The 25,102-nt window shown below is 47.4% G+C and carries 25 protein-coding genes; 17 read left to right on the forward strand and 8 right to left on the reverse strand.

The genetic code is table 11. The features are described 5' to 3' along the window. Nucleotides 1-43 precede the first annotated feature (43 nt). Nucleotides 44-331, forward strand: a complete 288-nt coding sequence (locus K9N75_RS13085) for a hypothetical protein (RefSeq protein WP_008813757.1) — start codon at nucleotides 44-46, stop codon at nucleotides 329-331. 98 nt (nucleotides 332-429) lie between these two features. Here the strand turns inward: K9N75_RS13085 and fsa are convergent, their stop codons facing one another. Further along, nucleotides 430-1,095, reverse strand: a complete 666-nt coding sequence (gene fsa / locus K9N75_RS13090) for a fructose-6-phosphate aldolase (RefSeq protein WP_004093003.1) — start codon at nucleotides 1,093-1,095, stop codon at nucleotides 430-432. Nucleotides 1,096-1,251: 156 nt separating this feature from the next. Here fsa and K9N75_RS13095 point away from each other — a divergent pair, with 156 nt between their 5' ends. The 4 genes from K9N75_RS13095 to K9N75_RS13110 all read left to right on the forward strand — a co-directional run bounded on the left by K9N75_RS13095 (nucleotide 1,252) and on the right by K9N75_RS13110 (nucleotide 5,665). Beyond that, nucleotides 1,252-2,151: a glycyl-radical enzyme activating protein gene (locus K9N75_RS13095; protein ID WP_224451717.1), complete on the forward strand. Its 900-nt coding sequence runs from the start codon at nucleotides 1,252-1,254 to the stop codon at nucleotides 2,149-2,151. A 4-nt stretch (nucleotides 2,152-2,155) separates the two neighbouring features. Continuing rightward, complete coding sequence (locus K9N75_RS13100) at nucleotides 2,156-4,588, forward strand: formate C-acetyltransferase/glycerol dehydratase family glycyl radical enzyme (RefSeq protein ID WP_224451718.1); 2,433 nt, start codon at nucleotides 2,156-2,158, stop codon at nucleotides 4,586-4,588. Between the two features lie 73 nt (nucleotides 4,589-4,661). Next, nucleotides 4,662-5,423: a DeoR/GlpR family DNA-binding transcription regulator gene (locus K9N75_RS13105; protein WP_224451719.1), complete on the forward strand. Its 762-nt coding sequence runs from the start codon at nucleotides 4,662-4,664 to the stop codon at nucleotides 5,421-5,423. Continuing rightward, on the forward strand, nucleotides 5,420-5,665 hold the full coding sequence (locus K9N75_RS13110) for a DUF2164 domain-containing protein (RefSeq protein WP_008813763.1): 246 nt from the start codon (nucleotides 5,420-5,422) through the stop codon (nucleotides 5,663-5,665). The genes K9N75_RS13105 and K9N75_RS13110 overlap by 4 nt, the downstream gene beginning before the upstream one ends. Before the next feature lie 39 nt (nucleotides 5,666-5,704). Here the strand turns inward: K9N75_RS13110 and aphA are convergent, their stop codons facing one another. Further along, nucleotides 5,705-6,418, reverse strand: coding sequence for an acid phosphatase AphA (gene aphA, locus K9N75_RS13115; RefSeq protein ID WP_004092994.1), 714 nt, complete (start codon nucleotides 6,416-6,418; stop codon nucleotides 5,705-5,707). Nucleotides 6,419-6,752: 334 nt separating this feature from the next. Here aphA and dinI point away from each other — a divergent pair, with 334 nt between their 5' ends. Then, the gene (gene dinI / locus K9N75_RS13120) at nucleotides 6,753-7,001 is read left to right on the forward strand and encodes a DNA damage-inducible protein I (RefSeq protein ID WP_008813764.1); all 249 of its coding nucleotides are present in this window, start codon (nucleotides 6,753-6,755) and stop codon (nucleotides 6,999-7,001) included. A 198-nt stretch (nucleotides 7,002-7,199) separates the two neighbouring features. Here the strand turns inward: dinI and tehA are convergent, their stop codons facing one another. Next, the gene (gene tehA / locus K9N75_RS13125; protein WP_008813765.1) at nucleotides 7,200-8,219 is read right to left on the reverse strand and encodes a dicarboxylate transporter/tellurite-resistance protein TehA; all 1,020 of its coding nucleotides are present in this window, start codon (nucleotides 8,217-8,219) and stop codon (nucleotides 7,200-7,202) included. A gap of 235 nt (nucleotides 8,220-8,454) precedes the next feature. On the opposite strand from tehA, the gene K9N75_RS13130 reads away from it, so the two are divergent. The 4 genes from K9N75_RS13130 to K9N75_RS13145 all read left to right on the forward strand — a co-directional run bounded on the left by K9N75_RS13130 (nucleotide 8,455) and on the right by K9N75_RS13145 (nucleotide 11,284). Continuing rightward, entirely contained in the window at nucleotides 8,455-8,742 is a 288-nt protein-coding gene (locus tag K9N75_RS13130; RefSeq protein ID WP_008813766.1) for a hypothetical protein, read from the forward strand. A gap of 165 nt (nucleotides 8,743-8,907) precedes the next feature. Then, nucleotides 8,908-9,162 (forward strand): biofilm formation regulator BssS, encoded by a 255-nt coding sequence (gene bssS / locus K9N75_RS13135; protein ID WP_004092990.1) that lies wholly within the window; start codon nucleotides 8,908-8,910, stop codon nucleotides 9,160-9,162. A 207-nt stretch (nucleotides 9,163-9,369) separates the two neighbouring features. Next, entirely contained in the window at nucleotides 9,370-10,482 is a 1,113-nt protein-coding gene (gene solA, locus K9N75_RS13140; RefSeq protein WP_224451720.1) for an N-methyl-L-tryptophan oxidase, read from the forward strand. 175 nt (nucleotides 10,483-10,657) lie between these two features. Further along, the gene (locus K9N75_RS13145; RefSeq protein ID WP_039186403.1) at nucleotides 10,658-11,284 is read left to right on the forward strand and encodes a LuxR C-terminal-related transcriptional regulator; all 627 of its coding nucleotides are present in this window, start codon (nucleotides 10,658-10,660) and stop codon (nucleotides 11,282-11,284) included. 109 nt (nucleotides 11,285-11,393) lie between these two features. On the opposite strand, the gene proP is transcribed toward K9N75_RS13145, so the two are convergent. Then, the gene (gene proP, locus K9N75_RS13150; protein ID WP_008813769.1) at nucleotides 11,394-12,935 is read right to left on the reverse strand and encodes a glycine betaine/L-proline transporter ProP; all 1,542 of its coding nucleotides are present in this window, start codon (nucleotides 12,933-12,935) and stop codon (nucleotides 11,394-11,396) included. A 601-nt stretch (nucleotides 12,936-13,536) separates the two neighbouring features. On the opposite strand from proP, the gene K9N75_RS13155 reads away from it, so the two are divergent. Next, a complete protein-coding gene (locus K9N75_RS13155; protein WP_224452612.1) occupies nucleotides 13,537-13,629 on the forward strand; it encodes a DUF2770 family protein in 93 nt (30 codons plus the stop codon). Between the two features lie 60 nt (nucleotides 13,630-13,689). On the opposite strand, the gene K9N75_RS13160 is transcribed toward K9N75_RS13155, so the two are convergent. Further along, nucleotides 13,690-14,736 (reverse strand): AI-2E family transporter, encoded by a 1,047-nt coding sequence (locus K9N75_RS13160; RefSeq protein ID WP_039186400.1) that lies wholly within the window; start codon nucleotides 14,734-14,736, stop codon nucleotides 13,690-13,692. Nucleotides 14,737-15,022: 286 nt separating this feature from the next. Here K9N75_RS13160 and pdxR point away from each other — a divergent pair, with 286 nt between their 5' ends. Beyond that, a complete protein-coding gene (gene pdxR / locus K9N75_RS13165; RefSeq protein WP_096080722.1) occupies nucleotides 15,023-16,495 on the forward strand; it encodes a MocR-like pyridoxine biosynthesis transcription factor PdxR in 1,473 nt (490 codons plus the stop codon). A 4-nt stretch (nucleotides 16,496-16,499) separates the two neighbouring features. On the opposite strand, the gene trhO is transcribed toward pdxR, so the two are convergent. Continuing rightward, nucleotides 16,500-17,549, reverse strand: a complete 1,050-nt coding sequence (gene trhO / locus K9N75_RS13170; protein WP_096080721.1) for an oxygen-dependent tRNA uridine(34) hydroxylase TrhO — start codon at nucleotides 17,547-17,549, stop codon at nucleotides 16,500-16,502. A gap of 217 nt (nucleotides 17,550-17,766) precedes the next feature. After that, on the reverse strand, nucleotides 17,767-18,327 hold the full coding sequence (locus K9N75_RS13175) for a helix-turn-helix domain-containing protein (protein WP_008813773.1): 561 nt from the start codon (nucleotides 18,325-18,327) through the stop codon (nucleotides 17,767-17,769). Nucleotides 18,328-18,468: 141 nt separating this feature from the next. Here K9N75_RS13175 and K9N75_RS13180 point away from each other — a divergent pair, with 141 nt between their 5' ends. Continuing rightward, nucleotides 18,469-19,443, forward strand: coding sequence for a DMT family transporter (locus K9N75_RS13180; RefSeq protein WP_061059953.1), 975 nt, complete (start codon nucleotides 18,469-18,471; stop codon nucleotides 19,441-19,443). Here the strand turns inward: K9N75_RS13180 and K9N75_RS13185 are convergent. Then, nucleotides 19,384-20,280 (reverse strand): LysR family transcriptional regulator, encoded by an 897-nt coding sequence (locus K9N75_RS13185; protein WP_224451721.1) that lies wholly within the window; start codon nucleotides 20,278-20,280, stop codon nucleotides 19,384-19,386. The genes K9N75_RS13180 and K9N75_RS13185 overlap by 60 nt on opposite strands. 128 nt (nucleotides 20,281-20,408) lie before the next feature. On the opposite strand from K9N75_RS13185, the gene K9N75_RS13190 reads away from it, so the two are divergent. The 4 genes from K9N75_RS13190 to K9N75_RS13205 all read left to right on the forward strand — a co-directional run bounded on the left by K9N75_RS13190 (nucleotide 20,409) and on the right by K9N75_RS13205 (nucleotide 25,084). Beyond that, a complete protein-coding gene (locus K9N75_RS13190; RefSeq protein WP_224451722.1) occupies nucleotides 20,409-21,287 on the forward strand; it encodes an MBL fold metallo-hydrolase in 879 nt (292 codons plus the stop codon). Between the two features lie 268 nt (nucleotides 21,288-21,555). After that, on the forward strand, nucleotides 21,556-21,990 hold the full coding sequence (locus K9N75_RS13195) for a DoxX family protein (protein WP_008813777.1): 435 nt from the start codon (nucleotides 21,556-21,558) through the stop codon (nucleotides 21,988-21,990). Between the two features lie 543 nt (nucleotides 21,991-22,533). Next, complete coding sequence (locus K9N75_RS13200) at nucleotides 22,534-24,054, forward strand: peptide MFS transporter (RefSeq protein ID WP_008813778.1); 1,521 nt, start codon at nucleotides 22,534-22,536, stop codon at nucleotides 24,052-24,054. A 364-nt stretch (nucleotides 24,055-24,418) separates the two neighbouring features. Then, nucleotides 24,419-25,084 carry a DedA family protein gene (locus K9N75_RS13205; RefSeq protein WP_008813779.1) on the forward strand — a complete coding sequence of 222 codons (666 nt, stop codon included), beginning with the start codon at nucleotides 24,419-24,421 and terminating at the stop codon, nucleotides 25,082-25,084. The last annotated feature ends 18 nt before the right edge of the window (nucleotides 25,085-25,102 follow it).

Consider the following 25,102-nt stretch of genomic DNA (forward strand, 5'->3'; position numbering starts at 1 on the left):
GAGTTAAAATAAAAATCGTTATCAATCATGTTCAGAGGACAGTATGGATCTTGCAGGTATTTTGATTAGCGCATCCTGTGTGTTGACGACTTCCGCCCTACTGGTGACGGTCTATGGTGGTAGCGGTATGCCACGATTTTTCCGCAAACCTCAGCCTAAGTCTGAACCACAATACCAACAGTCAGTCGAGGCCTCAGCGCTAGAGGATGGCAAATCACCTGATGTTGGTGACCTCAATATTTCGTTGCCAGCCATGAGCGCAGTGGGCGATCTGAATATCGCTCTCCCTGTTGCTCAAACCGTGATCGGTGATATCAGAGAAGCGTACTAACATTTACATTTCTCTCTGGCATAGAAAGAAAACCACCCTGTCAGGTCTCACTCACAGGGTGGAAGAATCACTTCTTTTAAAACCGTCCTCAAATTTGATTAGCCCAGTACGTTAGTACCAAAGGCTCCTTGCCAGTCTTGCTCAAATTTCTCAACCGCTGACTGCACCGCAGGACTGAGCAGCATTTGCTCGGCGATATCAATAGGCAACGTAATGGCTTCGCAGCCCGCCAGCATGCAATCTAGAGCCTGACGAGGCGTTTTGAAGCTAGCCGCTAGCACGCGGGAATCAGGTGCATGCATTTTTAGCAACTGATGTAATTCGCGCACCATACCAATGCCGTCACCGCCCTGCGCATCCACGCGATTCACGTAAGGTGCAACATAAGCGGCTCCCGCCATCGCAGCCAGCAAGCCTTGACCTGCACCGTATACGGCTGTGCCTAACGTCGCGATATTCATCGTGTTCAGCTTCTTGATTGCCGCTAACCCTTCGGCCGTGGTGGGTATTTTCACAATAACGCCAGATACCCGCTCGGTCATCATCACCGCTTCGGTGACCATGCGCTCTGAGTCATTCGCAATGACCTGTGCAAATAGTTTACCCGTCCCACCCAGCGCATCTCGCAGCGCCGGCAGAACTTCCCACAGAGATTTCCCCTCTTTGGCAATGATGCTTGGGTTAGTGGTGACACCCTGTAATGGCAAAACGCGCGCCAATCTTTTCACCGCAATAACGTCTGCCGTATCCAGATACAGTTCCATTTACTTCCCCTCACGAAAATGTGCTCAACGTCTAATTGTGAACACTATAAAGCATTAAACCAATCTCTAGTTGATCAATGTCAAACTCACTTTCATTCGAAAGTGTATTAATCTTCGTTAGAAATATTTGCACAATTAATACGCTTCGGAGTTCGCATGCTATTCAACCTGCAACGCTATTCCACTCATGACGGTCCAGGTATTCGCACCGTGGTATTTCTCAAAGGATGTTCTTTGGGTTGCCGTTGGTGCCAAAACCCAGAAAGCCGTTCACGTAAACGTCAGGTGCTGTTTGATGCACGTCTGTGTATCGAAGGTTGTCAGCTGTGCGAGCAATGTGTGCCACAGGCCATTCTTCATGGCGATAGCGGCATTGCGATCAACCGTGAAGCACTCAGTGAAGCCGATTTAGATCGTTTACAAGAGTGCTGTCCCACTGGCGCGTTATCTGTGTGCGGTTCCACGCTGGATCTAGAAGAAGTGATGGCCATCGTATTACGCGACGCCCCCTTTTATCAGCGCACTGGCGGAGGATTAACACTCTCCGGCGGCGAACCATTTATGCAACCCGAAGCCTGCTCAGAATTACTCAGACGTTGCCATGAACACCTGATCCATACGGCGGTAGAGTCCTGTCTGCACGTACCTTGGCACAATATCGAACCCAGTCTTGAGTACCTAGACCTGCTACTGGCCGATCTTAAACACGTCAACGCAGAGACCTTTAAGCTGTGGACTGACGGTTCTGCAAAACGCGTTATGGATAATTTTCGTCGTCTTGCCCAGCGCGATGTAAACATGACCATCCGCGTCCCCCTTATTCCCGATTTCAACGCCGATGAAGCCTCTATTCGCGCCATTACCGATTTTGCCGCTGAAGAGCTTGGCGTTAAAGATATTCATTTTTTGCCCTACCACACCCTTGGTATTAACAAATACCGTCTGTTAGATATGCCCTATCTAGCCGCGGACAAACCATTGGATAATCCAGAGTTACTCGACTTTGCGCAGCAATACGCCCGCGATAAAGGTCTAACGGCTCTGTTACGAGGATAATGCTATGACTCAACTTGATTTGACTACGCTGTCGCCACGCATTCGCGCACATAAAGAAACTCTGATCCATATTGGTAAACCGCCGGTATGTACCGAACGCGCTCAACACTACACCGCAATGTATCAACATCATCAGGATAAGCCGTTACCCGTTCGCCGCGCGCTGGCGTTGGCTCACCATTTGCAACAGCGCACGATCTGGATCAAACACGATGAATTAATTATAGGTAATCAGGCCAGCGAAGTCCGTGCCGCGCCAATATTCCCAGAATACACCGTCAGTTGGATTGAGCAGGAGATCGATGAGTTAGCCGATCGTCCTGGCGCAGGGTTCTCTGTTTCAGCAGAAAACAAAGCGGTATTACACAAAATTTGCCCATGGTGGCGTGGACAGACGGTACAAGACCGCTGCTACGGTATCTTTACCGATGAGCAGAAAGCATTGCTAGCGACGGGCATTATCAAAGCTGAAGGGAATATGACCTCCGGCGATGCCCATCTGGCGGTGAATTTTCCGTTGTTATTAGAAAAAGGTTTGGATGGACTGCGTGAAAAAGTCGATGAGCGTCGTGGCCGTTTGCAGCTCACAGACTGGGATGACTTGCATAAAGAGCAGTTTCTTAAATCTATCGATATCGCATTAGCCGCGCTGAGCGAGCACATTTTACGTTATGCTGAATTAGCGCGAAAAATGGCGAAGCAGGAAACCCGTGCCGAGCGCCAATCTGAGCTCATTCATATCGCTGAAAACTGCGAGCTGATTGCCCATCAGCCACCGCAAACATTCTGGCAGGCACTCCAACTCTGTTATTTCATCCAGTTGGTATTGCAGATTGAATCCAATGGTCATTCGGTTTCGTTTGGCCGCCTCGATCAATATCTCTATCCGTGGTACCGATGCGACGTGGAGTTAACTCAACATATCAGCCGTGAATTTGCGATTGAGCTTCTGCAAGGTTGCTGGCTGAAACTGCTCGAGGTGAATAAAATCCGTTCGGGGTCTCACTCTAAAGCGTCTGCGGGAAGTCCGCTGTACCAAAATGTCACCATAGGCGGACAAACACTGCTAAACGGACAGCCGTGTGACGCGGTTAATCCCCTCTCCTATGCGGTGTTGGAGTCTTGCGGCCGTTTACGCTCAACGCAGCCAAATCTCAGCGTCCGCTATCACGCGGGAATGAGTAATGATTTTCTTGATGCCTGCGTGCAGGTCATTCGCTGCGGCTTCGGTATGCCTGCGTTTAATAACGATGAAATTGTGATTCCAGAATTTATCAAGTTAGGCGTTGAACCGCAGGATGCCTACGATTATGCCGCTATTGGCTGTATTGAAACCGCCGTCGGCGGCAAATGGGGATATCGCTGCACCGGCATGAGTTTTATCAACTTTGCTCGGGTGATGCTCGCCGCGCTGGAGCAAGGACGTGATGCCACCAGCGGCAAAGTTTTCCTCCCTCAAGAACGCGCCCTGTCGAAAGGCAATTTTAATGATTTCGATCAGGTCATGCAGGCATGGGACGAGCAAATTCGTTACTACACGCGCAAATCCATCGAAATCGAATGTGTGGTTGATACCGTGCTGGAAGAAAATGCGCACGACATCATTTGTTCCGCGCTGGTTGACGACTGCATAGAAAGGGGCAAAAGCGTGAAGCAAGGCGGAGCTAAATACGATTGGGTATCCGGTCTACAGGTAGGGATCGCCAATTTGGGTAACAGCTTAGCCGCCGTGCGTAAACTGGTGTTTGAGCAAGGCGCCATTGGTCAACAACAACTGGCCGCCGCATTGGAAAATGACTTTGATGGTTTAGACGGAGAACTGCTGCGTCAACGCTTGATGAACCACGCCCCTAAATACGGCAATGACGTGGATGACGTCGATAATCTGCTGGTTCGCGCTTATCAAACCTATATTGAGGAGTTGAAGCAATATCACAATACCCGCTATGGTCGCGGCCCTATCGGCGGCACCTACTACGCAGGGACATCGTCCATTTCCGCCAACGTGCCTTTTGGTGCAGCCACTCAAGCCACGCCGGACGGACGCAAAGCCAACACACCTTTAGCCGAAGGCGCTAGTCCAGCATCAGGAACCGACCACCTAGGACCAACAGCGGTATTTAACTCACTGGCTAAATTGCCAACCCAAGCAATACTGGGCGGCGTATTGCTGAATCAAAAATTGAACCCGGCAACGCTCGAAGCTCCTCGGGATCGTGAAAAGCTGATGCTGATGTTACGCACCTTCTTCGAAGTCCATCGCGGCTGGCACGTTCAGTACAACATTGTTTCACGCGAAACGTTGTTAGAAGCCAAAGCGCATCCAGAGCACTACCGCGATCTCGTTGTTCGCGTCGCAGGCTATTCTGCCTTCTTTACGGCCTTATCTCCTGACGCTCAGGATGATATTATCGCCCGTACCGAACATACGCTTTGATGTGTGGCGACTCACCTCTGAACCATCGGTGGCTGCGGCCACCGATGTGATGCGACGCTAAGCCAAGGAACTCATGAATTCAAGACAGCAAGCCATTCTGCAATATGTTAACGATCTACGCCGTGTCAGCGTGGCGGATTTGTCACGTAATACCGGCGTTTCAGAAGTTACGATCCGTCAGGATTTGAATCTGTTGGAAAAACGTAACTACCTTAAGCGCATACATGGCTACGCCGTTGCCTTTGAGAGCGACGACGTTGATGCTCGAATGATGATTAACTTCACGCTAAAGCAGAAGCTTGCCGCCTATGCCGCCTCGTTGGTCACCGATGGAGAAACCATTTTCATCGAAAACGGCAGCACCAACGCCCTACTGGCTCGCTATTTGGCAGAACGCAAACGGGTCACGTTAATCACCGTCAGTACCTATATCGCCCACTTATTAAAAGAAACCGAGTGTGAGGTCATCCTGATGGGCGGATTATATCAAAAGGGAAGTGAAACCATGGTTGGGCCGCTCACCCGCCAATGTATTCAGCAGGTCTATTTCAGCAAGGCTTTCCTGGGAATTGACGGCTATCATGCCGAAACCGGTTTTACCGGACGCGATATGATGCGCGCCGATGTCGCCAACACGGTGCTAGCCAAGGGCGTGGAGAATATCATACTTACCGACTCATCAAAATTTGGGCAAATTCATCCTAATCCGCTGCAACCGCTGAAGGCTATTTCCCGAGTCATTACCGATTATCGCCTTGCCGATGGGTATAAAAATCACCTTAAACACCAAAATATTCTTGTTGATACTGTTGATGAAGATCAGGCCATGCTATGAGTGAAATAACGTTCAGCCGTGACCAAACGGCCCACATGGTGGATAAACTGCAAAAGTATCTGCAGCGCGAATTAGACGTGGAAATCGGCGATTTTGACGCTGAGTTTTTGCTGGATTTTTTCGCCAAAGAGCTCGGCGCTCATTTCTATAACCAAGGTATGGCAGACGCACTACGCGTGGTGGAAGAAAAAACTGAAAGTTTGGTTGATACTTTAACCTGGCTGCAAAAGCCAATTGATTAACTTAGCGAGGCAGACATTCTGCCCCGCTAAATCTATGCATTAGTATTCAGAGTTGACGATAACCTCTTCCCCCAACGCACCGGCCTTCGGCAACGGCTGGTAGCTTGAGTTTGAAGCACGCAACACGCGGATGCCTCGGATCCCAACATCACGAGCCGCGTTGATGTCTCCATCAGAATCACCGTAGTAAATCTTAATCTTCTTGTCCTTAATCCAATTCACCTTGGTATTTTGCCCAGGCAAATCGCCTGCAAAGATCACCGAATTCATACTGGCAGCCGGAATTGAGAAATCGTCGCGCAGCGTCTCTGTCACCGTTTCAGTTTTCGTTGGGCTGCGTCCGGTGATGAAATAGATGCTATCCCCACGTTTAAGATGCATGGCGATCAAATCTTTGCCCACCTGCTTTGGCATACTGAAACTGTCCCAGCCGTTGTTCATCTTTTCCCAAAACTCAGGATTCTTCAGATAGCTTTGATCTTGTGGCGAATATTCCTTCTGTCCACGATAAAAACCGGGGCTGGAAAAAAGTACGGTATCGTCAATATCAAAGCCGACTGCCATCGCAGGAATGCCTTGTAAACTGTTCTCAATCTGTTCTACGGACACCCAGTGAATTGGCATTTGGTGCGCCAATTGGGCCACGGTCACCCCAGCATTAAGCGGCGTATCCGTTGATATCTTTGCTTGTACCGAGTGGTTTAGACCAATCACAAGAGCGATAGCACTGAGTGCCAAGGTAATCTTACGCATGGAGGATCCTTTTATTTGTTGTTTTTCACATAAAATTGCTTCTATACCCAAACTAAAACATCGCCAATGGAGCGTTGCACAGCCAAGTTATCGCTAGTTTACCTAGGGTCTTTATCACAATGAGGTTTCATAATATGCAGCATAAACATTAGAAAATGTGCACTGGCTCGAATTTGGCATGCTACGCAGAAGCATAAACCGGAGGCGGTTCGCAGATTCAGGGAAAAATGTGGCGATAACGACTGAGAAATCAAAAAATATTGCTTGTACAGTATTGCGTTAGATTTACAGTGACTGTATATATATACAGTATATTATGAATGCGGAGGCGACCATGCGCATTGAATTAACTTTGGATAAACGCAACAAACTCCCAGAGGGTGCTCTGGAAGCATTAAACCATGAATTTTCTAAGCGAGTAAACCATATCTATCCTGATACCGCTGTACAGGTACGAATGACTAACTCGAATACGCTTACCGTTATGGGTGGCTTAAAAGCGGATAAAGAACGCATCGAGGAAGTCCTGCAAGAAACGTGGGAAAGTGCCGATGACTGGTTCGATAACGGATTTAGCGAATAACTCAATTCAACAGCATAAGAAAATATCAATCTTGTGCCAATAATAGGCCTAGTTCACTGCCTGTAATGGGTGACAATAGGCTATGAGTTCCATCTCCGTTAGCCATAGGCTATTTCTACGGATATCTGCGGATATAATAAAATACGTAGGCCGGGAGTCGCTTCCCGGCTTTTTTTTACCTAGCGCTAACGACATTTTTCATTCACCGAGCTTACAACACGGCCTTTCGCTACGTGGAATCAAACGCCCCTGTAATAACAAGATCAGCGTTTTAATCATCAGCAACGCGATCACTCCGTTAGTAAAAATAAACATCGGTACAGCAAGCGCTGAGAACAGACCGTCCTGCTCACCCACGCTGAGGTGCAAAGCAGTGGTCGCGAGCGCTGAGATACCAAATGAAAAACTCCAGAACGACGCGTTAAACGGCTGTTTTAAATACCAAGGCATCAGCCTGAACATAAAAATCAGCTGCAACAAACCGTAGCCAAACAGCATTTTGGCGACAAAATCGGTGTGCCCGCCGTTGACGCTGAGATAGGCACTGCATGCCACCAGCGCAGGCGCTAGCTGGATCCCTAGCGATGTTCGCACCGGTTTTGCCATCTCTCCGTGGCTACGCATACGGTGTAGAATTGCGGGTTCTAGACTCAGCCATGAAAATACGCCTGCGCCAAAAAACATGATTCCCAGATCGTGAAAACCCAACGCCCCACACGCCATCGCGCTGATGAAATTATTTGCGACCGTTGGTAAATATAGCCCTGGAGTGGTGGCCTCTGCCGGATGCTCGCCACGCCATAATCCCGCACTTTGCCATGCGGCGTAGCACAACTGCACGCACGCTCCCACAAAAAATAGGATATCGGCTAAAAGACGCGTCTGTGAATAAGCCGCTAGCCCAATGGATACCAGCATGGTCGTCGCCGGAAAAAGGCTGACAAAACTACCGGTCAGTGGATGGCGCATTTCGGCAACAACCAACGAGGGATAACGTAAAAGGCGGTATACAAAAGCGAACGCTAAGCTCAACCAAATAAGCGTGGCGACCGCCACTAGCCCTTCCCCTATGAAAGGCGAAACCGGCCAGATCGTTGATGCGTAACGCCACGCAAACCCCATACCGATGATACCCAGCACCATACCAAAGTATCCCGCGGGAATATTGATGACTTGAGGAGCTCGCTCAAGCGTCGAAGGATGCAAAGAACTATTCATAAAAATCTTAACCAGCCAAAAACGGGACGCAAATTATAGCGGATACGGCTTTGAACGGATCGCCGTTCATCCTACAAAAGCGAAAAGCAGCATTATTTTTACGAGTTATGTCTTTTGTACATCCTCATAAATCTCCTTTGTCTGATGGTATTGGTATAAAAGAGTGGTCTACGCTTAACTTCAACATGTGGTTTAGATTTCATACCCTAGGACATTTGCCAGAGGAGCAGCAGTAATGAACAGCGACAACCCTGAACATGCAATGACATTTGGTGAGCTTCTAGAACTGATTCACGATCAGCAGCGGAGAATCAATGTATTGGAAACTGCCTTTTCCTATTTGGCATTCGGTCTCGAGAAAAAAAGCTGCCAATTGCTGACTCATAGCTTGAAATTAGAAGCCAACAACCAAACCTATGATGAAAAGACGCAGCAGTATTTCGCCAAACTTGCTGAGCTGTTTGAAATGCGTAATTCAGGAATGGGGGACGTTCCGTCTACTAACAGCGATCGCGTCAGCTAAGTCGATTTTTAGCCAAACCGACATCACAAAACTTTTTTAGTAAAAGAACGCAAAAAAGGCGCCATTCAAACAGTTAGATGCGTATACTGAAAGTGCCCAGTCATTATGGGCCACATAGATCCTGGTTAGTAGCTCACGACAGTCACTATGTTATAGGGGGTCTTTATGAATGGAAAAGATGAAGTAATTCAGACACACCCAGTAGTTGGTTGGGATATTAGTACTGTTGATAGCTATGATGCTCTAATGATTCGCCTGCACTATCTTTCTTCACGCGATCAAGATCCTGAGAAAGCGGAAGTGGATCGCACGCTGTGGTTAACCACTGACGTGGCGCGGCAGCTCATTGACATCCTCGAAGCCGGAATTGAAAAAATAGAGTCCTCGGAATACCAAGACATTGATTACCTCAAACATTAGTATATTTTTGCAACGCTAAAACACCGCCCCTCACAAGGCGGTGTTTTTTTATCTTTCGATTGCCCTACGCCTTCGGTGCAGAGGTTATCATCAGGTTGTAAAATAGATTATAGATGTTGTGAATTCCAAATGATTGAAACAACACAATACTGGTTTCGAACAATAATGGCGCAATCATGGAAAAAGCCATGACACGGAGGATCCCCTATGAAGTACGATTTAGCTATCATTGGCTGTGGCTCTGTCGGTGCAGCAGCCGGCTACTATGCCGCTATGTCCGGCCTCAACGTCCTCATGCTCGATAGCCATACCCCGCCCCATCGTCATGGTAGCCATCATGGTGATACTCGTATTATCCGTCATGCCTATGGTGAAGGTGAGAAATACGTTCCATTAGTGCTTCGCGCACAGCAGCTTTGGGAGAAACTGGAGGACGTGTCCGCCGTCCAACTTTTCCATCGTAGCGGTGTACTTAGCATCGGCCCTGCTACATCTGAATTCATGCGTAACGTAGAAAACAGTGCGACGCACTATCAGCTCAATGTTGAAAAAATGAACGCCAGCCAGCTACAACAACGCTGGCCAGAATGGAGTGTCCCCGATGACTACATCGGCATATTAGAATCCAACGCGGGATATCTGAAATCAGAATTAGCCGTTGGACTATTGAATGAGAAAGCGGCTGAGGCGGGAGCGACGTTGCATTTTAACTGTCCGGTGACTGCCATTACCCCTGAGCAGGACGGCGTTAAAATCTCTACCGCCGAGGGTGAATTCAGCGCAGCGCGGGTCGCAGTAACAGCGGGAACATGGGCAAAAACATTGCTACCTGAACTTCCTATGACGCCGGTGCGTAAGGTTTTTTCTTGGTATCAGGCTGATGGGCGCTATAGCGAGAACAATAAATTCCCCGCGTTTACCGTTGAAACTCCCGATGGAGATCAGTTCTATGGTTTCCCATTCAACAACGATGGATTGAAGCTCGGTAAACACAACGGCGGCCAACCGCTCAGTGGACCTGAACAACGACGTCCGTTCGGTTCAAATCCTCAGGATGGTAGCGAAGTTTTCGGCTTTTTACGCCGATTCTTACCTGGTGTCGGCGTTTGTTTGCATGGTGAGGTCTGTACTTACGATGTTTCACCCGATGAAGATTTCATTATCGATACTCTGCCAGACGCCCCTCAAATCAGCGTTGTGACGGGTTTAAGCGGTCATGGTTTCAAATTCGCTACCGTTCTCGGCGAAGTTATCGCACTACAGGCTGCTGGGAAACCGGTTCCGTATGATCTTTCCGCGTTCAAACTTAATCGTTTCTAATTTATTGCCTATCTGCCCGCATGCCTATGCGGGCAAGTATTAATGAAATTCATCGATATCCAGTCAGATTGTTATTTTTAAATTGACAACCACGGTTTAAAACCACTAAGTTATAAGGGATTTGATTATATAAACATTAGTGCTCGACATAACACGTTATTTTCAAGGATGATGAATGAACGTATTAATTGTAGACAAATGTCTCTACACACGAATAGGTATTTCTTGTTTTTTTTCAGAAGCGCCCGCTATAAATATTCACCATGTGAATTCAGTCATTGATGCTTCCGAACAAAATGATATGCCTAACCCCGATGTTATTCTGGTAAATCTGACAGATTATTGTCGAATTAATGGGCAGGACTCAACGTTACTCCATTTTTTCACCCAGTTCTCTTCGGCTAAAATATTCATATACATCGATACCGAGTATCCGAACAGCGCCAGACCCGTGATACTAGACAGTCATGTCTATATCATTAATAAACAAAACTTAATCCCGTTACTAGTCACCCTGTCAGACCTTCACCTTAAGCCTAACCTGCAAAAAACGTTACAGCAATATTTTGGCGATTACCCTGTGCTCACTGAACGAGAATCCTCTATCATCCAATATTGGATGGAGGAAATGCCTAACTATAAAATTGCACGTAGACTCAATATATGCAGTCGCACAGTTTATGTTCACAAGCAACATATTACCGAAAAGATGCATGTTAGAAATCGTCTTGAGTTTTGCTATCTCTATAACGTTATCAAGTATGTTATTTTTCCAGCACCAGCAAGAATAACGACAGCTTAATTCAAACTTAAAAAGCCCGAACAATCGGGCTTTCTTATATCAAACTCGTTTATATCGTGATGTAAATTATTGCATACTTATTTATACAACAATTAAATAATGCAATGCATTAATTTACAGTACTTTGGTTATTTTGTAGAACAAGGTCATGCTCTTTTCGCTGACGGCGTAAGCGTAGCTTATGGATCAGTGCCTTAGCCTCAGCCTTCGTGGCAACGGCAGGAGCCGAACCGCGTAGCGGTTTACGTGCGGTTTCTCGCATAAACATCACCGTGATCGCACCAATCACACCAGCCCCCATCAAATAGTAAGCAGGTACCAGATGATTACCCGTGGTAGACACCAACCATGAGGTAATCAGCGGCGTAGTACCGCCAAACAAAGAGACGGAGATATTAAAGCCGACGGCCAACGCGCTATAGCGTGTTTGTGTAGTGAACAACGCAGGCAGTGCCGATGGCATCGTCCCACTAAAGCAGGTATGCAATACGCCTAAAATCATGAGGCCAGCGAACACCGCCCACATACTGCCAGTACCAATCAGCATCAACGATGGAATAGCCAGTACAATCAAACCAAGCGCACCAAACATAATCACCGGTTTACGTCCTAACCGATCGTTCCAGTGCCCCCACAGTAACGTCAGCGGCATCATGATAAACATCACCACCATAATCAGCATCAGGCCACTCAATTCACTCAGGCCTAACACGCCGGTTAAGTAACTCGGCATATAGGACGTCAGCATATAGTTTGAAACGTTAAACAACAGCACTAGGCCGATACATTTCAGCATCTGCTGCCAGTAGGTTCCCATCATTTCGAACAAGCCCATTTTTGGCTTGCTCTCTTCGATAGCTTCCTGCTTTTCCATATGTTTTTGGAACGCTGGTGTTTCCTCCAGCTTCAGGCGGATATAAAGGCCAAATAGTCCCAAAGGTGCGGCAATAAAGAACGGAATTCTCCAGCCCCAAGCAAGCAAGGTTTCCTCTGGCATCGCCGCGGTTAAACCCGTGACCAACATCGCACCAAGCAAATAACCGCCAAAGGTGCCAAACTCTAACCAGCTCCCCATAAATCCGCGGCGTTTGTCCGTGGAGTATTCCGCGATAAAGGTCGCCGCACCACCATACTCACCGCCGGTCGAAAAGCCTTGTACCAAACGAGCAACCAGCAGCAATATAGGCGCCGCAATACCAATACTTTCATAGCTAGGGATGAGGCCGATACAGAATGTCCCTACCGCCATCATAATCATGGTGAAGGCCAGCACCTTCTGACGACCGATTCTATCGCCTAAGGGACCAAAGACCATTCCGCCCAATGGACGAACTAAAAATGCTGCAGCAAAGGCGGCGAAAGTCGCAATCAACTGTGCCGCGGGACTTCCGCTTGGGAAAAAGACTTTACCGATGGTGACGGCTAAAAAGCTGTACACACCAAAATCGAACCACTCCATAGCATTACCTAACGCAGCCGCGCCAACAGCGCGCTTGAGCATGCTGCGGTCTACGATAGTGATATCATCGACGGTCATTTCTGGTTTTTGATTTGTCTTCTGGTTTTTACGCCAGAAAGCGAGATGTGAAGAATGTGGTTGCGCGCTATTCTCTCGCGAATTGGATACGAGTGTATCTTTAGGATCAGTCATAGTTACCCTTGATGTGCATTAAATTAATTCTCAGCAGCACCATAGATTTCGCGTCCCCGTAATTACGGCTTAATCACATTTAAGGATCGCAGCGTGAGGCGAGATCTATGCAGCAGCGTTAACGAAAACTCGTTAATTTTACCCGTGAAATTATTGTATTAATTATCGCTCCTTAGCTGTTTTTTTATTTCTTGCTTGGTCTTTACATATCTTTATATTGACACATTTTAGTGACATTGGTCAAGTTTTTGACTTTTTGTCTAAGATAACTCACCACTAATTTCCTGACGTTACCAATCTAGCCAATTCAGATTAATATCTATATATTTCAGTTAATTAAAATAAAATCATCGCCATTTATAAAGCATGAAAAACGGTAAATCACACGCTAATTTCAGTAAGAAATATGCCTCTTTTTCTGAGGATAATGGCAGGACGAATTGACAAAAAATGACAACTTTATCAAGCAAAAATACCGTTCAAAATAGTCACAAAAAAGTGATGATAAATATCCGTGTCACATTGTGATTTGAAATATAAAAATTTATAATTTCCGCAACGACATTTTTGAGTAGCACTCATGTTTGACAAATTAATTCAGATGATTATTAACAATGTTCGTAGCCATCTGGTCTTTTATCTCGCTATTTCGCTTTTGCTACTCCTGTTAGATATTTATCTTTTCTACGCTTAAAACCGCCGTTTTGCCGTCTCCCCTTCACGAATAGAAGGGGGCAAGCAGAACAGCGAATGTCTAAGATGCTTTCCTCTCGTCAATACCTTCCCCCAGTAAAACGGCAAACCGAGAGCCAACCGGAGTCAGCTCCAGAAGAATTTTCACCACAATAGTTAGCGGTACTGAAAGCAACATGCCTATCGGACCCAGCAGCCACCCCCAAAATATCAATGATAGAAATACCACTAGCGTCGATAACCCCAAACCACGCCCCATGACTCGTGGCTCCAGAATATTGCCAAACACCATATTGATGGCGATATACCCTGAAGCCACCATGACTGCATCACCAAAACTGTTAAACAACAGCGCTTGAATAACCGGTGGAATAGCGGCAATCACCGACCCAATATTCGGAATATAGTTGAGAACAAAGGCTAAAACCCCCCACATCATGGCAAAACGAATGCCCATCAGATGCAGCATGAGCCATACCACTACCCCCGTAATCAGGCTGATCCCCGTTTTGAGCGCCAGATACTGCGTTACACCGTCGAGCGCACGCTGAATACTCCCCATCCCTGCATCGGCGTTTGATAGGGATTTGCGCAATTTATAGGGCAAATGAGGAACTTCCATCAGCATAAACACCACGGTCATCAGCAACAGAAACAGGCTCGACATGGCGCCCGATAGCTGCGTAACTATTCGTGTCGCCATATTCATCACCACGCCGGGATCGAAATGGTTCGCCAACTCTACAGCTGAAAAGTTTAAATTTAATCGCTCAGCAATATGCTGCAAAGCCACCAATTTGCTGGCGAGCATTCCACGATATTGTGGCAAGGTTCGGCTAAAGTCATTCAGCGATGCTCCCAACATGCCAATCATTAGCGTCAAACCTAGAATAATGATGACCAACACCAGTCCCACCGCGGCGGAACGAGGCAGGCGTAGCTTCATTAAAATTTTTACTAGCGGGTTGAGAATGATGGCCAGAAACAATGCCAGAAGAAATGGCACAATAATCTCTGATGCGGCGCGAACGCCGGCCAAAATAATGACTAAGGCTGAAGCCATAATCGCGATACGCGTCCCCTGAGCGCTCAGTACAGTTCGGGACATAGTATTTCCTTGTATAAATGCATCCTGATCGGCGCGTTCCGCCCCCAATCTTGCTAACCCAATATTTTTTGCCAGCTGTCTCTATTCAGAAACCCTAACTCGTTATAGATTATCGCAAGAAAGCTTCTCATGACCAATATAGGTAAACAAGCTCAGCGAATGAGATGCATTGGTAAGTAATTAATTGATTATAATGTATTTAGTATCAACATATTGATGGTTATCCCATTCAACTTACTAAAATCACGTATACTGGCGTTTTTACTCTCTTTGATCCGGATTCCGAATGCTGTCGTTTAACCTCGATCGCCACGACTCATTGTCGCTGCAAAAACAGATTTATCAGCAAATTCATACGGCGCTGCACAACGGAGTGTTAACCAATGGAGAACGACTGCCATCCATTCGAGAACTCGGAGAGAAGTTACAGGTTTCGCGCAACACGATTACCGCTGTATATGAAAAACTGGTGCTCGAAGGTTTTATCGCCAGCCGCCCAGGCGTTGGCTATAACGTCATTCGCTCTTCTCGCGTTGAGCTGCCCGAGATAAAAACACCGCAGAGTGATTTAGATCATCCGCCAAGCGTCTTGCAGACTCAGGCTCCAGACACCTATGTAGACGTCGATAGCCCGATGTTCTTCAGTCTAGGAAATCCAGATGAATCTTCATTTCCGTGGCAGCGCTGGCGCAGTTGGAATAATAAGGCGTCACGCAGCAAACATCTTTTGATGACGCGCTACCACCCCCCTGCTGGACTGATGTCTTTACGCCAAGAGTTGGTGAAGTATCTGGCGAATGCACGTGGTATTCATACTGACCCTGACCACATCATCATTACTAATGGCGTTCAAGAAGGACTCGCCTTAGTCGCGCGCACGTTGCTAACGCCGCAGGAGCATATTGCGGTTGAATCCCCCTGCTATTCCGGCGCATGGAATTTGTTCAGTAGCTGTACACCACACAGGCACGCCATTCCCGTTGATGACTTTGGTCTACAAACAGAGCGCTTACCAAATCAGCAATGCGCGCTCGCCTATGTAACCCCCTCTCACCAGTACCCCGTGGGAGGAACGTTACCGCTCGAACGACGAAAAACACTACTCGAATGGTCGCGACGTTCCAATGCGTACGTGATTGAAGACGACTATGACACCACGTTTCTTTATGGGACTCAGCCACTGCCCGCACTTAAATCGCTAGAAAATGCCAATAACGTGATTTATCTCAGCAGCTTCTCAAAGACGTTGGGACCAGGAATGCGAATTGGTTTCATGGTGTGTCCTGAGCGCTTAGTGGACCCCATTCTGAATTTAAAAGCGCTATGGAATCACGGCGCAAGCTGGCTGTATCAGCAATTTTTGGCTGATTTCATGCATGATCAAGGCTACCACCGCCATTTGCGTAAGCTGGAAATTGAATACGGCGCGCGGCAAAAACTATTGTGTGAAGGTCTAATGACGCTTTTTCCGCAAGCGAAGTTGCTCGGCATCTCTTCAGGTTTACATATCACCTTAAAAACCGCGCTATCTGCTGATACCGTGAGTCAGCTACGTGAGCGCTGCCTACATGAGGGGGTGCGTTTCGACACCTTAGGCAGCATGTGTAACGGTTCCGAGAATGCCTATCTGGCTGAAAATCAAGATACACTGATGTTGTTTGGCTTCAGCGCACTGTCGCAGGGACATATTCGGTTGGCACTCGAAATCATCGGCAAAGCCTGCCGGGAACTGGGGATCTCGTCCTCCGGCAAAGCTTGATTGATTATTCGTCGCGGTTGGGAATACGAAGACGCAGCGGTTTGTGGCGTGATTTATTAAAAATCATATTGCCGTTTTCACGCCCTGCGCGACGAGCGCGCTGCTCTTCTATCGGCAACACACTTTCTTCCTGACACTCGGGGCTACAGCAGCCGCTGTATTTCTCGGCACAGACTGGGCACTGAATAAACAGTAAATGACAGCCGTCGTTTAAACAGTTGGTGTGCGTATCGCACGGAGTACCGCACTGGTGACAATGCGATATCACGTCGTCGGTAATACGCTCGCCCATGCGCTCGTCAAAAACGAAATTCTTGCCGATAAACTTCAGCGGTAGCCCCTGCTCACGCGCACGTCGCGTGTATTCTATGATCCCGCCTTCCACATGATAAACGTTGTTAAAGCCGTTATGCCGCATGTATGCGCTGGCTTTTTCACAGCGGATACCTCCCGTGCAATACATAACAATCTTCTTGTCTTTATCCTGCTGAAGCATGTCCACCGCCATCGGGAGTTGCTCGCGGAAAGTATCTGATGGAACTTCCATAGCGTGAGTAAAATGGCCGACTTCATATTCATAGTGGTTACGCATATCCACAAAAACGGCATCAGGATCGTCCAACATGGCGTTGACTTCTGCTGCGTTGAGATATTGCCCCACGTTTGCCGCATCAAAACTTGGGTCGTCTATACCATCGGCTACGATACGCTCGCGCACCTTCATACGTAGCACCCAGAACGATTTTCCATCGTCATCTAGTGCCACATTCATTCGTAGGCCGTCAAAATCGGGATGAGCCTGATATAAGGCTGCCTTCATGGATTCATAACGGCTAGCTGGCACCGAAATCTGCGCGTTTATGCCTTCTTGGGCAATATAAATTCGCCCAAAAACGCTGAGCTCACGAAAAGTGATATACAGCGCATCGCGAAAGCGTTGCGGGTCGTCGATACGGCAATATTTGTAAAATGAAACCGTGGTGCGTGGTTCCGTCTCAGCCAGCATGCGGGCTTTCAGTTCCTGATTTGAGATTTGGTTATGTAACACTGGCATGGTGTCCATTTCCTTTTATATTTGGCGTTGCAGGTGAATCTGGCTAACGTTATCCCGCCATACTGGTCGCAGCCTCCGAGCCCACGCATTTGCAGGTCTGATGCCACTCCAACTATTTTAGATATAACGAGCAGAAATCGTGTAGGGCGGCGATTATGGATATTCATTGATGAATATTCCACCGACAGAGTGTGTGGTTATCTAAAATAGTTGCCCGTCAGACTTCACGCTGCATCTTAGTGGGCTGTGAATAATGCACAATGTTATGGAATTTTGCGACCGCTGAACCACGATTGCGATAGCTGTGAGTCTGCTCGGCGCAGAAGCGTAAAGGCTTGGAAACGGTAACGCTATGCCAGGTTCCTTCTACTTGTACTTCCACCTCACCTTCAATCATTAAAATATCTTCCACGACGCCTTTATCATGCGCATAGGAGTTATGGGTGTAACCTGCCTGTAGCGTAATCAGCAGCACCTCATAGCCGAGTTGGGCATCATAGCCAAGCAGCGTCTGGGCGGTAATCGCTTCATCCTCATGATGAAGGCTTGCAGGTTCCGCGTCGGTTAACTGTTTGGGTAAAAACTCACTGAATGAAGCTTGTAAACCACTGGAGATACGCCACAGCGTCACCACCGTAGGACTAGATTCTCCGCGTTCAATCTGCCCGAGCATCGCTTTACTCACACCTGTCGCCTGTGCGGTCTTGTCTAAGCTCCATCCCCGCTGCTGACGCAGGTCACGCAAAGTTTGTCCAATATGGAGGGAAAGATCGGTCATGAGGTTCTCTTTTTTGTTTGTGCGTTATAACGCACAGTGCTAATCTTTGACCTTGTGCGTTATAGCGCACATGTCCGGTGAAATTGTAGCTCAGTACGCGCATGTCACCAATCGTCTCAAATAAATAATTCGGACACCTTAATGCAGGCTATTGTGTACGGCGTGATCGCCTCCCTATTTTTCGCGTTCACCTTTATTCTAAATCGCGCAATGGAAATTGGCGGTGGTGACTGGATGTGGAGCGCGAGTCTGCGCTTTTGGTTTATGGCGCCCATGCTATTCGTTTTAGTCGCATTGCGTGGCCAACTGCGCCAAAGTCTCAGTCATTTGTCGCAGAATATTGGCACTTACCTGCTGTGGAGCACCTTAGGGTTCGGCCTGTTTTATGCCCTAATTACCCTCGCCAGCACCTATGGACCAGGCTGGCTAGTCGCCGGAACGTGGCAGTTCACCATCATCGCGGGATCGCTGCTGGTTCCATGGCTTGGTGTGAAAGGTGAGCCTCGACACAAAATCCCGTGGTATGGACTACGCTGGTCGCTGCTGATCCTTCTTGGTATTGCCCTGATGCTATGGCAGCAGGCTGAGCATATCAGCGTATTTCAGGCTGTTGCAGGGCTGGTTCCCGTACTTGTCGCCGCATTTTTATATCCACTAGGCAATCGTAAGATGATGAATATCTGCCATCACAACGTGGATACCTTACAGCGTGTTTTGAACATGACGCTCGCCAGTCTGCCGTTTTGGCTGCTGCTCTCGCTCGTTGCTTACCAACGCGTAGGATGGCCTTCCACGACTCAAGTCGAACAATCGGTTCTGGTCGCTCTCTTTTCTGGCGTGATTGGCACCCTGCTCTTTTTTGCCGCCACGAACATTGTGCGCAATGACCCCACTCAACTGGCCGCCGTTGAAGCGACTCAGTCTGGAGAAGTGCTATTTACCCTACTTGGCGAAATGATTTTTCTTGGTGCTACACTGCCTGCACCGATATCGTTACTCGGTATCACGTTAGTCATTTTAGGCATGATTGCACATAGTCTGGCGTCCACTCGCGGATCAGGCAAAACGCGGGTCAGACGCAAAACGGCTAACCAGAAAATCGAGGAACACACGTAATGTCGTGGGCATAAATTGGCGCGACGTATAAACGCCATATATGCCCAACGTTTCAGGCTGATAATCAGGTAACACTTCCAGTAGTTGCCCCTCTTCTAGCAATTGATTAACTAAATAACGCGGCAGCAAACTAATACCAAATCCTCGTAGCGTAGCCGACGTGAGTACCGTTGCGCAGTTGGCACTGAGGTTACCGCTCACAGGGACCACTACCGAGTTTCCATGATATGTGAACCCCCATTGATGATGGGAATAGTGCTCATGTGTTAGGCAGTTATGCTTACTCAACTGCTCTATTTTTTGAGGCAAAGGATGCCGCTCCGCATAGTTAGGCGACGCACACATCACGGAATAGCAGGTGCCTAAACGACGAGCTATGAGATTTGAATCGAGCTGGTTCGTGATGCGAATAGCGAGATCAATACGTTCATCAACCAAATTAAGCGTTTTTTCCTGTCGGCAAATGTCAATTTGCGCCGGCGGATTGGACGTTAAATAGTCACATACAGCATCCGTAAGAAAAGCTTGAATCAGTGATTGGCTGCTCGTTATTCGCAGCAACCCTCGCGGAATTTGCTGGTTATTATCAACGATCTGTTCAATCTCATCACTCAGCAATAACAGTGCCTTACAGCGAGCGAGAACCTCTTCTCCGGCGCTTGTTAAGCTTTGGCTGCGAGTCGTACGGTGTAACAAACGTCCACCAATCCACTTTTCCAAATCAGCCAGATAGCGGGAAACCATCGCACGTGACAGATTCAGCTTTTCTGCAGCGCGGCTCAAACTGCCTTGCTCAACGACACAAACAAAAACCCGCATCGCGCTGAGTCGATCCATGTCCTTCCCCCTTCAATTTGCTCGATTTGGTTAACAGTATGTCTACTATTCTGACGTATTTCTTTCGCCAAATGCTGAATATACTGCCAAACAGTAATAACTCACATTAATAATAAAGGCCTGTCATTATGCAACCAATCATCGCAGTTAAACCTCTGGTTTTGTCACTTATTCTCGCAGGAGCCGCTTTTGCTACTCAGGCAAAGCCGCTTGAAATTTCGGTCTATAATCCCGGTGCTACCAGCCTATTCCCCGTCTCATCAGAGCTCATTACCGGCGACAAGGAAGCGGTGCTGATTGATGCACAATTTGAGAAAAAAGATGCTAATGCTCTGATCAACATGATTAAGAAAAGTGGCAAAACGCTGACTACGATTTATATCAGCCACGGAGATCCTGATTTCTATTTTGGTCTAGATAGCCTGCTGGCGGCCTATCCACAGGCTAAAGTGGTAGCAACTCAGCCCACGGTAGCGCATATCAAAACCACCCAACAGGCCAAGCTGCAATACTGGGGTCCTTTGATGAAAGATCAGGCTCCAGCGAAAATCATCACCCCCGAGGTGTTATCAGGCAATGAGATTGTGCTTGAAGGCCAAAAACTGATTATCAAAGATCTTGATAGCGCTTCCCCAGATCGTACCTATGTGTGGATCCCATCGCTGAAAGCCATCGTTGGCGGTGTGCTCGTTTCAGCTAATCAGCATATCTGGACCGCAGATACGCAAACCAAAGCTTCGCGTGAAAATTGGATTATGGCCTTAGACCGCATGCAGGCACTTCATCCTGAAACCGTCGTTCCTGGTCACTATTTAGGAACCGCACCAAAAGGCGATGCCGCTATCGTCTTTAGTCGTGACTATCTGAAAAAATTTGAGCAGGTGCTCAGCACCAACAAAAACAGTCAAGCTGTCATTAACGAAATGAAAAAGGCTTATCCGACGCTCAAAGATGCTGAAAGCTTAGATCTCAGTGCCAAAGTGAATACCGGTGAAATGAAGTGGTAATTAGACAGATAATTTGATGTTTTTCATCAAGATTATCTAATTACTTACGGGCCTTAATGGCCCGATAATCCCCACACTATTGACTCATGCTGTTCATTTAAGAGATACACGGGCTAGTACACCGCAGGGCACTCCGGCGGTTTCGCCGCTACGCCCCCATCGGTGTACTTCCCCTAAAATCGGGCTTACCTGACAAGCATTACACTCTATTTACCCAATACTTTTTCTATTCGTGCAGATAAATGCCCTGCCTACTAAGGATGTAGCAATGATCACTTCATTAAATCAGTCTTTTACACGTTTAACCGATCATCAGGACGGCGGCAAACTATTGCTACGACTCACTTTTGGCCTACTCATGTTATTCCATGGCGTCGCGAAAATTGAGCATGGCATTGGTTGGATTTCAACCATGCTACAAGAACAAGGCTTACCCGGTTTTATCGCCTATGGCGTGTTTATTGGTGAGATCGTGACGCCTATTCTGATCATTTTAGGGCTATTCACTCGCCCTGCCGCGTTGATTTATGCCATCAACTTACTAGTCGCCACTCTCATGGTGGGCACAGGTAAGTTCTTTACCTTGACCGATGTCGGCGCATGGGGACTGGAAAATGAAATGCTGTACTTTATGGGCGGCATTGTCGTTATGTTATTGGGGAGCGGGCGCTACTCAATTATGCGTAATGAAGCGCTGAGATAACGGAAAACACGCCGCTAGAAATAACACTTTCACTCTTGATTCAATCACCAAGAATGAATTAGCTACGGCAAGTTTCATTAAGCACCATGCACGTGAAACTTGCTATAAAAACTAAACTCCCCATTTATCCCACCACTGTCGACTACGCGATATAAAATCACACCACCACTCCATTGCTCAGAGTATTTAACCAGCAGGCTGATGTCTTGATTAAAAACATGCTATGGCGATGACAACGATTCTTAGCGACTAACATCAACAAAACCTCACAATCGTCGATGTTTACCCTGCTTAACACCTCATTTCCGTTACAAAAAACCAAATAACTGTTCACAAAACAACGATTTTGATGATAAAAAGATGACCTCGCGTGCAAATCTATGTTAGTTTCCAAATCCCGCATTATTAATGAATATACGAATAACATGGCAAAAGCCTGATTGTTCATTAATAAATGCTATAAATACAAGAAGTTAAATATTTAAATTTTAAGTTATCAATCATACGCTCTCGTTCTTTGCGTATAGTTAATGGGAATACAACATGCAATCCTCTGATAATACTCAGCAAGGCCGTACTTTCCTCGGTCATCCCTATCCACTCGGTTCGCTGTTCTTCACCGAGATGTGGGAACGATTCTCTTTCTACGGTATTCGTCCCCTTCTGATCTTATTCATGGCCGCCAGCGTTTTCGAAGGCGGAATGGGCATTCCACGCGAGCAGGCTTCTGCTATCGTCGGTATTTTTGCCGGTAGCATGTATCTTGCCGCTCTGCCCGGTGGATGGCTGGCTGATAACTGGCTAGGACAGCGCCGAGCCGTTTGGTATGGTTCGATTCTGATTGCTCTCGGTCACTTAGCCATTGCGCTATCCGCGCTATGGGGCAATACCCTGTTCTTTATCGGCCTGCTGTTGATTGTTCTTGGTACCGGTCTATTTAAAACCTGTATTTCCGTCATGGTTGGCACCCTGTATAAAGATGGCGATTCCCGTCGCGATGGCGGATTCTCGCTGTTTTACATGGGCATTAACCTAGGGTCATTTTTGGCGCCATTGGTCACCGGTTTGCTGGTCGGCGAAAAAGGCTGGCACTGGGGCTTTGGTATCGGTGGTCTGGGAATGCTGGTGGCATTGCTGATCTTCCGTTTCTTCGCAGTGCCTTCTATGCGTCGTTACGATCGCGAAGTTGGTTTAGACTCCAGTTGGAATCACGCTGTCGTTGAACGTAAAAACGTAGGCCGCTGGATTTCACTGTTGGCCGTCGGCGCGATTGTACTGATCGGTCTGCTGTCTTACGGCATTATCCCTATCAATCCTGTGTTGATCGCCAGCGTCATGGTTTATGTGATTGCCGCTTCGGTGACCCTGTACTTTGTTTATCTGTTTGCCTTTGCCGGCTTGGCCTCCGAAGAGCGCGTTCGCTTGCTGGTTTGCTTTATTCTTTTGGTTTCCGCCGCGTTCTTCTGGTCAGCGTTTGAACAAAAACCGACCTCATTCAACCTGTTTGCCAACGACTATACCCAACGTCAGTTTGGTGATTTTGAAATCCCAACCGTTTGGTTCCAGTCTCTGAATGCGCTGTTTATTATCATCTTAGCTCCGCTGTTTAGCTGGTTATGGCCTGCGCTGGGTCGCCGCAAAATGCAGCCAAGCAGCATGGTAAAATTTGTTATCGGCATCCTGTTTGCCGCAGCAGGTTTCGGCATCATGATTTTAGCTGCGCAAGATGTACTGGCAACCAGTGAAGCCGTTTCGCCATTCTGGTTAGTGGGAAGTATTCTACTGTTAACGTTGGGTGAACTGTGTCTAAGCCCAATTGGACTGGCAACCATGACTTTACTGGCACCCGACCGCATGCGCGGACAGGTGATGGGACTCTGGTTCTGCGCAAGCTCATTAGGTAACTTAGCCGCGGGCTTGATTGGTGGGCAGGTGAAAGCCGACCAACTCGACATGCTGCCAGATCTGTTTGCGCGTTGCTCTATTGCATTGGTGATTTGTGCCGTGGTTCTGGCGCTGCTGATCAAACCGATGCGCCGTATGATGCAAAATGCGGAAATCTAAACCAATCACCTCTACTCCCATCAAATAAAATAACGCACTTAAGGCACCCTACTGGGTGCCTTTTCTGTTATTTAGGGATGAAGACCTGACACATACCGCCATCCATTTTGCGCTAGATTTACATTTGTCATACTAAAAACATGGTAAAATACAAGAAAAGTAGGTGAATCATTTTTCAAAAGAACGTTACGGGAACCCCCCATTTGAAAAATAAGCCTATTTGCCAATTAAACTATCAATAAGCAGTAAATTGATGAGCGGTATCTCCGAAACTTCGTGGCATTTAGATTACAATGACCCCATGAGCTCGGTTTTTCCAAGTACACTTTGATCACATAGCGTACGCAGTCATAAAGGTAGAGTAATGGAAGTAATTAAAGAGATCCTGCACGCTCTGTGGGCCCAGGACTTCACCGTGCTAAGCGACCCTAAAATGATATGGGCGATTTACGGTATTTTATTCACCACGCTGTTATTGGAAAATGGGCTTCTTCCTGCAGCATTTTTACCCGGTGATAGCCTGCTATTACTAGCCGGCGCGTTAATCGCCAAAGGTGTGCTACCTTTCTTTCCCACCATCAGCGTTCTGATTATTGCGTCAAGCCTCGGCTGCTGGATGAGTTACATTCAAGGGCGTTGGTTAGGTGACACTAAGCTGGTACAAGGATGGCTAGTACAGTTACCTGCGCATTACCATCAGCGTGCCTATCACATGTTCCATAAGCACGGCTTGGTTGCGCTGCTTGTTGGTCGCTTCTTGGCTTTTGTGCGGACTATTTTGCCTACTATCGCGGGTTTATCGGGGCTCAAGAACGCCCGTTTTCAGGTATTTAACTGGCTAAGTGCATTGCTATGGGTTTGTTCTGTGACAGGGGTTGGCTTAGCCATCAGCTATATTCCGTTCGTCAAACGCCACGAAGATCAGGTCATGACCTGTTTGATGATTTTACCTATCATTTTGCTCATTAGCGGATTGGTGGGAACCATTGTGATGGTTGTACGTAGAAAGCGTCAGACCACGGCGCAATAAATCAATACGTTATGGATA

It is taken from the genome of Hafnia paralvei, from assembly GCF_020150375.1.
GTDB classification, from domain to species: Bacteria; Pseudomonadota; Gammaproteobacteria; order Enterobacterales; family Enterobacteriaceae; genus Hafnia; species Hafnia paralvei.